This window comes from Haladaptatus sp. (assembly GCF_049589095.1).
Taxonomy (GTDB): domain Archaea; phylum Halobacteriota; class Halobacteria; order Halobacteriales; family Haladaptataceae; genus Haladaptatus.
The window spans coordinates 1-9,877 of the sequence record NZ_JBAWAC010000679.1; the positions used below are offsets into that span (position 1 = coordinate 1).

Here is a 9,877-nt window from a genome sequence, read left to right on the forward strand (position 1 = left end):
TGATAGCCCGGCACGCCCCACTGAACGAACGGCCAGTGGTCGCTGTGCGGTCCCTGGTGGGGAATCGTGCTGATGGGGTGGCCGTACTCGTCCGCGACTTCGTGGGCGGCGTCGTCCAGCGCGTCGAACCCGTGGGTGGTGAACGTGAGCGTCCGACCGCGACCAACGCCGTCGTTGTTCAGGATGGCTTTGATGCCGTCGAAATCGGTTTCGCTCGCCATGTGGGCCGACCCGTCGAGACCGACTTCCTCGGCACCGAAGGCGACGAAGTGGACCTTCGTGTCGAGTTCGTCCTCGCGCTCGGCGAGCACGCGGGCTATCTCGACGACCATCGCGGTTCCCGCGCCGTTGTCCATCGCTCCCTCCGCGATATCGTGAGCGTCGATGTGGCTGGTGACGAGTACTTCCTGTTCGGTGTCCGGACCCAACTCGGCGTGGACGTTCTGGCTGGTCGCGTCGTAAATCTCGGCATCGACGTCGACCGTCACCTCGTCACCGTCCCACCGCCGAGCGAGTCGCGTCCCGACCTCTTTCGAGACACCGACGGCGGGGATGTCGCCGATGGGGTCTTCCTCGGTGCCGACGCTGCCGGTCGGCGGGAGACAGCCCTCGACGTGGTTTCGGAAGACGAAGGCGGCCGCCCCGCCGTCGACGGCGTAGTAGTACTTTTCCCGGCGGTGGATGAACCGGTCGAAATAACTCGGTACGTTCGAGGCGACCATGACGACCTTCCCCTCGATGTCGTGTTTCTCGAAATCGGACGGGAGACCGTATCCTAGGTCGATCAGTTCACCGCTCGCGGATCCGGCGGGACTGCGCGGGAGGGCGATGCTCTCCTGTGTCGTGTCGCCCGCCGTAATCGAACTCGTCCCCCGTGTCCACCCCTGCACGTCGAACTCGGCCAGGCGGGCGTTCCGTGCGCCGACGTCGGTGAGCGTATCGCGGGTCACTTCGGCGGCTTCCCGTTCGCCGTCGCTGCCGGTCATGCGGTCTCCGATATCGACTATCGTTTCGAGAAAATTCCATCCTGCATCGCTCGTGAACGTCCGTCCGATCCACTGTGACATACGCTTCCACATATCGCAGTGGTAGCCTAAATGTTTCGAAACGTAATATCCCAACGAATCGTTAGTTATCCACGTGGAACCGGCAATATTTTCGGTGATTTATAATCAAGGTACTTAAGGTGGCTGAATATCTTCTTCGATATTCCTTCTATGGCGATGTTTTATAACGAATGATGACGATTGACCGATAGACAGTCGGTGATTCTACGATATGGCTTCACAAGTTCCGGATATGGCGCGCGTGGTTGGACTCGACGGCAACGTCGATGGGGACGTGAATCTCTCCTCGACGGATGTGGAGAAGATGTACCGATTACAGGTACTCGCCCGGACGTTCGACCAGAAAGCCGTCTCGCTCCACCGGCAGGGACGGATCGGAACCTACGCGCCCTTGCAGGGACAGGAAGCGGCCCAAGTCGGTGCGGCATACGCGCTGTCACCGGACGATTACTGCTTCCCGACCTACCGCGACCACGGCATCTACATCACCCGTGGCCACGCGATGCGGGACATCCTCCTGCACCTTTCGGGGGCGGGAAACTACGTGGACCGCGAGGATGCCGAGGGACTGCGGACGTTCCCGCCGACGATTCCCATCGCCACCCAACTGCCCCACGCCGTCGGCGTCGGTATGGGCGCGAGCTACAAGGACGACGACTGTGCCGTCCTGGCGAGTTTCGGGGACGGAGCGACGAGCGAAGGTGACTTCCACGAGGCGCTGAACTTCGCAGGTGTGTTCGAGACGCCCACCGTCTTCTTCTGCCAGAACAACCAGTGGGCGATTTCGGTGCCGCGCGAGCGCCAGACCGCGAGCGCGACCATCGCCCAGAAGGCAGGGGCCTACGGCTTCGAGGGCGTTCGCGTGGACGGCAACGACGTGCTCGCGGTCTATCGAACCGTCTCCGACGCGCTCGAACGCGCGAAGGAGGGCGAACCGATACTCGTCGAGGCCGTCACGTATCGACAGGGTGCCCACACGACGACGGACGATCCGACGAAGTACCGCGATGAGGCCGAGGTCGACGAGTGGGCAGAGAAGGACCCGCTCGTTCGTACCCGCGAGTATCTCGAAACCGAACACGGTTGGACGGACGAGGACGAGGAGTCGCTTCGGGAGGAGGCGAAGGCACCGGTCGCGGAGGCCGTCGAAGCGGCCGACGCACACGACGGCTACGACGTGGACGCCATCTTCGACCACGTCTACGCGAGCGAACACCCACGGCATCCGCGTCAGCGTGACGCCGTTCCCGAGAATCCCGACGTGGACCGATAACCTCCTTGCCGATTTTCGATCTCACTCGCCAGCAGCGTTATGTGTCGTGCTGTGGTAGCCGAGACGGGGATTTCCGATGGAACGTCACGAACGCGGACCGGGAGAGTACGGTGCCGAGACTGAGAAACTGGCCGATATCGCCGAGATGAAAATTACCGAGCCGACGCTGACGTGGCTCGAAGTTTCACATCCACAACAACCGATTCCACTCGGGCAAAACGACCGGGTCATCGACAGCCGATTCAACGAGCAACAGGACGTCTGGGAAGTGTTACTGATCGCACTTCCCGATGAAAACGAGGAGTAGTTACAGCATATCCTTCTGTTTCATCCCCTCGATGAGGTCATCGACGAGTTCGTCGACGGTATCGTAGGGGAAATCCTGCGTGTCGTTCATCTTCGTCGCCAGTTCCATCGCGGTCAGACTGGTGTCGCCCGCTTCGAAACGCGTACCGGGCCCGTTCGGGAGCGCCGGAACGAGTTCCATCGGGTTGCTGACCGGGTAATCCGCGCCTTCGAATGCGTCGTGAAACTGCTGTCGGAATTCCGCTTCTTTGTCGGCCATGTCACTCCTTGTGTGAGTAATCGGCAAAAACGTTCCGGAACCACAATACACAAGTTGTGAGTTTATTCACCGCTTCAGGGAGGTTTATACTCCGATACGCGAAAGATTCGATATGGAATTCGATTTTGATTTCGACTTGTTATGCGAACTGACGGAGACGAACGGGGCGGCGGGATACGAGGACCGGATCCGCGAAATCGTTCGACGGGAGATGGAACCCGAAGTGGACGAACTTCACACCGATGCGATGGGGAACGTCATCGGAACCATCGAGGGGACGGAGGACTACGAAGTCGCCGTCGCGGCACACATGGACGAGATCGGGTTCATGGTTCGTTACGTGGACGACGACGGGTTCGTCTCCCTGGACGCGCTCGGCGGGTGGGACCCCCGTGTTCTGCGGGCACAGCGCGTCACCGTCCACACGGATGACGAGGACCTGACGGGCGTCATCGGGTCGGTACCGCCGCATCTCCTGGACGGCGACGAAGGCGAGGAGGACGTCGAGGATATCTACGTCGACCTCGGCCTCCCGGCCGACGAGGCCGACGAACGCGTCTCCGTGGGCGACATCGTCACGATGGAACAGACGACGACGAAAGTCGGTAACAACGTCTCCGGAAAGGCACTGGACGACCGCATCTGTCTGTTCTCCATGCTGGAGGCGGCGAAACGCATCGAGAACCCGGACGCGACCATCCACTTCTGTGCGACCGTTCAGGAGGAGGTCGGCCTTCGTGGTGCGAGCGCGCTCGGTGTCGACGTCGACCCCGACCTCGCGGTCGCCCTCGACGTGACCGTCGCGAACGACTTCCCGGCGGTAAGTAAGAAGCGGGATTACGTGACTCGTCTCGGGGACGGCACTGCGATAAAGCTCAAGGACGGCAGCGTCGTCACGACGCCGAAAGTCCACAAACGAATGCGCTCGGTGGCGGAAGCGGAAGACATCCTGTATCAGCTCGAAGTACTCCCCTCGGGCGGGACGGACACCGCCGGGTTCCAGAACACCTACGGCGCGAAGCCAGTCGGCGCGATCTCGATTCCGACCCGATATCTCCACTCCGTCACCGAGAGCGCCAACGGCGACGACGTGTCGGCAACCATCGACCTGCTCACGGCCTTCCTCGAAACCGAGGACGGAGAGCACGACTACTCGTTGTAGTCTCCAAACTACCGGACGGTCGCCCGAACACCGTCACTCCGCGTCGTCCGGCGTATCGAAGTCGTGGAACGCACGACCCTTTTCGATGCTCAAAATATCCAATCCTGCGGCCGCACCGCCGCCGACCGATATCGCCGCCTGAATCTTGTCCGAACGGGCTGTCCACCCGGCGGCGTAGGCGTTTTCGACCGTCGTTGCGCTATCCGAATCGGTTTTCACCGTACCGTTGTCGTTCAACTCACAGCCGAGCGCCTCGGCCATGTCACGCGATTGTCCGGTCGTGAAGACGACGTAGGTCACATCGTACTCGCCGTTCTCCGTCGTCACGGTGAACCCGTCGTCCGACTCCTCGACGTTCGTTACCTCCTCGCCCTGCTTTCGTTCGGCACCCTGTTCGTCCACCTGCTCGCGAGCGACCTCCAGAAACTCGTCCCCATCGATGCTCTTGATTCCGAGGTAGTTGAACAGGTGCGCCGCGTGCATCGCGGTGCCGTCCGTGTCGAACACGACCGTATCGAGTCCGTTCTTCGCGGTGAACAGCGCCGCGCTCAGTCCGGCAGGACCGCCGCCGATGACAGCTACGTCTGACATGAGATGTCACGTACCACGCTGACGTGCATAAACTTCATCGCTCCAGCAAGTGCTTCGTCTTCGCGTGCCGATACAGGAACATGGGTTCGAAGCCGACCTTTGCGAGCGGGTTTCCCGCCTCGCCGAGCGCTGGAAACCGATACTCCACCTTGTCACGGACGAGCGTCTGCTGCAGGTCACCCGCGTAGAACTGGTGTGTGTGTTCCCACTCGGGGAACGGTCCGTCCGACATCTCGTCCCGAAACATCGCCGCGTAATTCTCCTCCTCGCGCTCGACGATGGTCGAAGTCCAACGCTGACGCGGACCGACGCCGAAGGGACGAAGCGACATGCGGATTTGGGTTCCCGCCTCCAGGACGTCCGGGTCCGCCTCGCCGTCCGGACCACGAACCCCCTCCACCCGAAGGTTCATCCACCCCGGCGTGAGCGCCTCCAAACCGTCCGTGGTCGAGTAAAACCGCCATACGTCCTCGAACGGCGCATCGACCCACACTTCCCGCTGATAGATAGCCATTGCCGATAGTTCCCGCTCTCCGGTAAAAATGCTTGTGCGTAACCAGTAAGAGCGCGTTATCGCCGTCACAGGGAGTTTTATAATCGCGAGAGACGGCAACTGAGCATGGTCGATATTCGACTCGTCGAACCGGCCGACGCCGAGGCGATCACCGACATTTACGCCCCGATCGTCCGGGAAACGGTCATCTCCTTCGAACGGACGCCACCCGACGAAGCGGAGATCGAAAATCGGATCGAAGCCACCCTTCCGACGTACCCGTGGTTGGTCTGTGTCCACGACGACGAACTCCTCGGATACGCCTACGCGAGTCCTCATCGATCTCGGGAGTCCTACCAGTGGTCGGTGGACGTTTCGGTGTACGTTCGTTCCGATCACCATCGGTCGGGTATCGGACGGGGACTCTACGAATCGCTGTTCGCACTCCTCCGAGAACAGGGATATTACAACGCCTACGCCGGAATCGCGCTCCCGAATCCGGCCAGCGTCGGCCTGCACGAGTCGCTGGGATTCGAGCAAATCGGGACGTATCGAGACGTCGGCTACAAGGGCGGTACGTGGCGGAGCGTCGGCTGGTGGCACTTACGACTCTCCGTGGAAACCAACGGAGACGAGGCTGAACCGACACCGCCGCGCTCGCTGTCCGCACTCGACGGGAGCGTCAGGGACGATGCGGTAGGACTCGGCCGCGGATCGATACGGCTCTCGTGAGACGCACTCGGAAGACTACTTGAGACGTTCTTGAAGAAACGACGGATGGGCCGCGGTGACACCGTCGATGGTGAGGATGTCGTCACTGATGACGGTGCCGACCGCGCCGCCGTTCGGTGCGCGAACTTCGGCCATCAGCATGTGGTCGCCGCTACACGTGTAGAGGGTGTCGATATCGTCCAGATTCTGGAGCGCCCGCGTCGCTTCGACGTACCGTTCGCTTTCGACATCGATGCCGACGAGCGCGATGCTCTGACTGGACAGCTTCTTCGGGTCGATTTCGGCGGAATAGCCGACGATAACGCCTTCCTCTTCGAGCTTTTCGATGTACTTTCGGACCGTTGGCTTCGAAACGCCAGCGCGAGCCGCGATTTCCGAGTACGACGCCTGTGCATCGTCCTCTAAGACGTGGAGGATACGGTCTTCGGTCGATTCCGTACTCATGATACCAGGATGTTTCCCGCACAGGAAAAAATACCTTGCGAAGTGAAAAACACATTGACAGCCACGAAAAGGTTGTTCGAAATGACGAGAACGGCGAAACGAGATTACTTGTGGCGGTCGAGCAGGTCGTAGCTCCGTTCCCACTCGTAATCGTCGTCGAAGTACCGCTCTGCGAGCGGCGATTCCGGCATGTCGCCCGTCGACTGTTTCTCCTGCTGGTAGGAGGGTCGCTCGTCGTTCACGTAGAAGCGACCGGTGAGGACTTTGCCCTCGTAGAGGGCGTCCTCGGTGTCGTGCGCCATCTGCATCGCTTCACGGCGGTCGTGAACGTCGAAGTCGTAGTCATCGCTGTCCTGCACGTCGATGTACGGGACGTACTGCTTTGCGTCCTTGTTCCACGTCGGGCACTGCGTGAGGAAGTCCACGTGGGCGAACCCGTCGTGTTCCATCGCCTCGGTGAGGATTTCCTTCGCTTGGTTCGGGTTGACCGCCGCTGTTCGGGCGACGTACGTTGCACCCGAGGTGATCGAGAGCGAGAGCGGTCGAATCGGACTCTTCGCGCTCCCGTTCGGCTGAGTCTTCGACTTGTGTCCCTTCGGCGACGTGGGCGAGGTCTGCCCCTTCGTCAGTCCGAAGATCTCGTTGTCGAAGACGATGTAGGTCATGTCGTGGTTCTCACGAGCCGTGTGCATGAAGTGGTTCCCGCCGATTCCGTACCCGTCGCCGTCACCGCCGGCGGCGACGACTTCGAGGTCGGGGTTGGCGAGTTTGGCCGCGCGTGCGACCGGCAGGGACCGCCCGTGGATGGAGTGGAAGCCGTAGCTCTGGAAGTAGCTCGACAGCTTCCCGGAACAGCCGATACCGGTGACGAGGAGCGTCTCGTCCGGTGTGCGGCCGACCTCGGGCATCGCCTGTTTCAGCGCCTTGAGGACGCCGAAGTCACCACAGCCCGGACACCACGTCGCCTGTGGTTCGAGGCTGGGCGTGAACTCGTTCACGTCGATGTCTCGTTCTTCGTCGATTGCGTTGAATACACTCATTTTCAGTCACCCGTTGCGGATTCGATGCGCGTGTTGTGCGCTGGGTTGGCGTCGCCGTCGATTCGTGCTTCGAAGCCGTCAACGACTTCCGAAGGCTCGAACGGGTTGCCGTCGTATTTCAGCAGGCTGAACAGCTTGTCACCGTGCTTGCCGGTCGCCGCCTGGATGTGTCGGCGGAACTGTGCCGTGGCGTTCATCTCGACGACGAGCACCTCGTCGACGTCTTCGAGGAAGGCATTGACCTCCTTCTTCGGGAACGGCACCATGTCGCTGACGTTCATCGTCTTGACCGAGTGGCCATCCTCGTTCAGCATCTCGACGCCCTCTTCGACGGCACCCTTCATGCTACCGAAGCTGAGGATGGCGTAGTCGGCGTCCTCGTCGCCGTAGACGGTCTGGTGGGACTCGTCCATGTCGTTGAGTTCCTCGCGGATGGCCGCGAGTTTCTCCATACGACGGTCCATCTGCGTGACACGGTTGTCCGGGTCCTCACTGATGTGACCGGCTTCGTTGTGCTCGTTACCCGAGGCGAGGAAGTTGCCGCCCTTCTGTCCCGGCAGGGACCGCGGACTGACGCCGTTCTCGCCGTCGTAGCGGTAGCGCTTGAACCGACCGGCGAGGCGTTCTCCCTGTTCTATCTCCTCTTCCGTGACGACTTCCCCGATGTCCGGGTTCGGGTCACGGTCGAACGTGGATTCCGGAACGGTCTCGTGACCGCCGGAGAGCTTCTGGTCGTAGAGGATGATGCTCGGAAGCTGGTAGTTGTACGCGAGTTCGAACGCCTTTCGCGTCTGGATGTACGATTCGCGTGCGTCACCCGGCGCGAACACGACGCGGTTCGAGTCGCCCTGACTCGTGTACAGGACGTGTTCGAGGTCGCCCTGTTCGGGTTTCGTCGGCATTCCGGTCGAGGGACCAGCACGCATCGATTCGACCAACACGAGGGGTGTCTCGTTGATTTCGGCGAGACCCAGCGGTTCGGACATCAGTGCGAACCCACCGCCGGACGACCCGCTCATCGCCTTTGCGCCCGCGTGGCTCGCACCGATTGCGAGCGCCGCGGCGGCGATCTCGTCCTCGACCTGCTCGGAAATTCCGCCGAGGTCGGGGAGATGTTGGGTCATAATGGTGAACACGTCCGTCCACGGCGTCATCGGGTATCCGGAGATGAACCGGCATCCCTCGTCGATGGCACCGTAGGCGATACCGTGGCTGCCCGAGATGAGCACCTTGTCGTCGTCGTAGTCGCTCTCGGGGAGCGTGACGCCGACGTCCGTGTCGTAGTTCTCGTTGAGGTCCTCGTAGGCCGCACGGAGGACTTCGAGGTTCGGTTCGAGGATTTTCTCCGGCATGGCCTCGGCCATCAGGTCTTCGATGATGTCGAGGTCCATCCCGATGATGGCGCAGGTCGCGCCGACGCCGGCCGTGTTCCGCATGATCTCACGGCCGTACTCCTTGGCGAGTCCGCGGAGGTCCAGATCGAAGACGTGCCAGTTGTTCTCCTCGACACGTGCATCGAAGTCCGGAATTTCATCGGTGTCGAGCAAGCCGGAGTCGTAAATGATGACTCCACCCTCGCGGAGTTCGTCCAAGTTCTCCGTCAGGGGCTTGATTTCCTCGTTACCGTAGTATGCTTCTTCCTGTGGGTTCCGCGCGAAGCTGTCTCCGAGCGCGAGGAGGAAGTTGTAGTTGTCCCCGCGCGATTTGACTTCGTGGTCCGCCGCGCGAATCTCCACGTAGGTGTGGCCGCCGCGAATGCGCGACGGATAGTGTCGATGCGTGAATACGTGTAACCCTGCTCGCATGAGGGCTTTTGCGAAGTTCTGACTCGTCGAGTCGATCCCGTCACCGGAACCGCCTGCGATTCGCCAGATGAGTTCGTCATCCGTCATAATTGAAACTCCATGGCCTCCCGGGCCTGGTGGATAAGAATTGTATCGCATGCTGGTAAAGCCTTTGCCATAGATTAGCAAGGAACTTTTGTGATAGATGGCGTCTACCGGCTGATTTCACCGTTTCTCCTAAAATAAACTTCCCATTTAGTAATGGTTATTTAAATAGCAATAAATGAACGCGAAGGTGGTCTCCGTCTCGTTGCAAAGTCGCCGAACCTGTTAATAGTTTAATATAATATGTACTATAAATCAAGTAACTTTTTAAAGTAAAAGGACACAAAACTCGCCGAATAACATGTATCGAGTCGTCTCGAGTATTTCGGTATTACTCCTCCTCACGACGGTATTTTTCCCGACGATAGCGGCGGCAAACGAACCACCACTCGCCGACGCTGGACTCGACCAGCACGTCGCGCGCGGAAGCACGGTCCTCCTCGATGCCTCCGGATCACACGACCCGGACGGCCGCATCGAGCGATACGAATGGTCGATACGAACCCCGGACGGACGAACAATCACGCCGAACTGTCGAACGTGTCCGCAAACCCGGTTTCACCCGAACGAAGTCGGACGATACGCGGTTTCCCTGACGGTTACCGACGAGGACGGGACGAG

General features: G+C 60.5%; 12 protein-coding genes. 5 read left to right on the top strand and 7 right to left on the bottom strand.

Going from position 1 to position 9,877, the window contains the following annotated elements:
- Nucleotides 1-1,067, bottom strand: a 1,067-nt coding sequence (locus WBV42_RS21230; RefSeq protein WP_423987804.1) for a M28 family peptidase, incomplete at its 3' end; no start/stop codon positions are given.
- Between the two features lie 232 nt (nucleotides 1,068-1,299).
- On the opposite strand from WBV42_RS21230, the gene pdhA reads away from it, so the two are divergent.
- Entirely contained in the window at nucleotides 1,300-2,340 is a 1,041-nt protein-coding gene (pdhA, locus tag WBV42_RS21235; protein WP_423987813.1) for a pyruvate dehydrogenase (acetyl-transferring) E1 component subunit alpha, read from the top strand.
- A 76-nt stretch (nucleotides 2,341-2,416) separates the two neighbouring features.
- Nucleotides 2,417-2,647, top strand: a complete 231-nt coding sequence (locus WBV42_RS21240; protein WP_066142688.1) for a hypothetical protein — start codon at nucleotides 2,417-2,419, stop codon at nucleotides 2,645-2,647.
- On the opposite strand, the gene WBV42_RS21245 is transcribed toward WBV42_RS21240, so the two are convergent.
- Nucleotides 2,648-2,905 carry an MTH865 family protein gene (locus tag WBV42_RS21245; protein WP_253227973.1) on the bottom strand — a complete coding sequence of 86 codons (258 nt, stop codon included), beginning with the start codon at nucleotides 2,903-2,905 and terminating at the stop codon, nucleotides 2,648-2,650. It abuts the gene before it with no gap.
- 112 nt (nucleotides 2,906-3,017) lie between these two features.
- On the opposite strand from WBV42_RS21245, the gene WBV42_RS21250 reads away from it, so the two are divergent.
- Nucleotides 3,018-4,067: a M42 family metallopeptidase gene (locus tag WBV42_RS21250; protein ID WP_423987805.1), complete on the top strand. Its 1,050-nt coding sequence runs from the start codon at nucleotides 3,018-3,020 to the stop codon at nucleotides 4,065-4,067.
- Between the two features lie 33 nt (nucleotides 4,068-4,100).
- Here WBV42_RS21250 and WBV42_RS21255 read toward each other — a convergent pair whose 3' ends face one another.
- On the bottom strand, nucleotides 4,101-4,658 hold the full coding sequence (locus tag WBV42_RS21255; protein ID WP_423987806.1) for an FAD-dependent oxidoreductase: 558 nt from the start codon (nucleotides 4,656-4,658) through the stop codon (nucleotides 4,101-4,103).
- Between the two features lie 34 nt (nucleotides 4,659-4,692).
- The gene (locus WBV42_RS21260) at nucleotides 4,693-5,172 is read right to left on the bottom strand and encodes an SRPBCC family protein (RefSeq protein WP_423987807.1); all 480 of its coding nucleotides are present in this window, start codon (nucleotides 5,170-5,172) and stop codon (nucleotides 4,693-4,695) included.
- A gap of 105 nt (nucleotides 5,173-5,277) precedes the next feature.
- Between WBV42_RS21260 and WBV42_RS21265 the strand changes: the two genes are divergently transcribed.
- On the top strand, nucleotides 5,278-5,883 hold the full coding sequence (locus WBV42_RS21265) for an arsinothricin resistance N-acetyltransferase ArsN1 family B (RefSeq protein ID WP_423987808.1): 606 nt from the start codon (nucleotides 5,278-5,280) through the stop codon (nucleotides 5,881-5,883).
- A 15-nt stretch (nucleotides 5,884-5,898) separates the two neighbouring features.
- Here the strand turns inward: WBV42_RS21265 and lrpA1 are convergent, their stop codons facing one another.
- From lrpA1 to WBV42_RS21280, 3 genes are all read right to left on the bottom strand, one after another.
- Nucleotides 5,899-6,327, bottom strand: a complete 429-nt coding sequence (gene lrpA1, locus WBV42_RS21270; protein WP_423987809.1) for an HTH-type transcriptional regulator LrpA1 — start codon at nucleotides 6,325-6,327, stop codon at nucleotides 5,899-5,901.
- Between the two features lie 104 nt (nucleotides 6,328-6,431).
- Nucleotides 6,432-7,367 carry a thiamine pyrophosphate-dependent enzyme gene (locus tag WBV42_RS21275; RefSeq protein WP_423987810.1) on the bottom strand — a complete coding sequence of 312 codons (936 nt, stop codon included), beginning with the start codon at nucleotides 7,365-7,367 and terminating at the stop codon, nucleotides 6,432-6,434.
- Between the two features lie 2 nt (nucleotides 7,368-7,369).
- Nucleotides 7,370-9,259, bottom strand: coding sequence for a 2-oxoacid:acceptor oxidoreductase subunit alpha (locus WBV42_RS21280; protein WP_423987811.1), 1,890 nt, complete (start codon nucleotides 9,257-9,259; stop codon nucleotides 7,370-7,372).
- 298 nt (nucleotides 9,260-9,557) lie between these two features.
- Between WBV42_RS21280 and WBV42_RS21285 the strand changes: the two genes are divergently transcribed.
- Nucleotides 9,558-9,877: PKD domain-containing protein (locus WBV42_RS21285; protein WP_423987812.1), on the top strand; the 320-nt coding region annotated here is incomplete at its 3' end.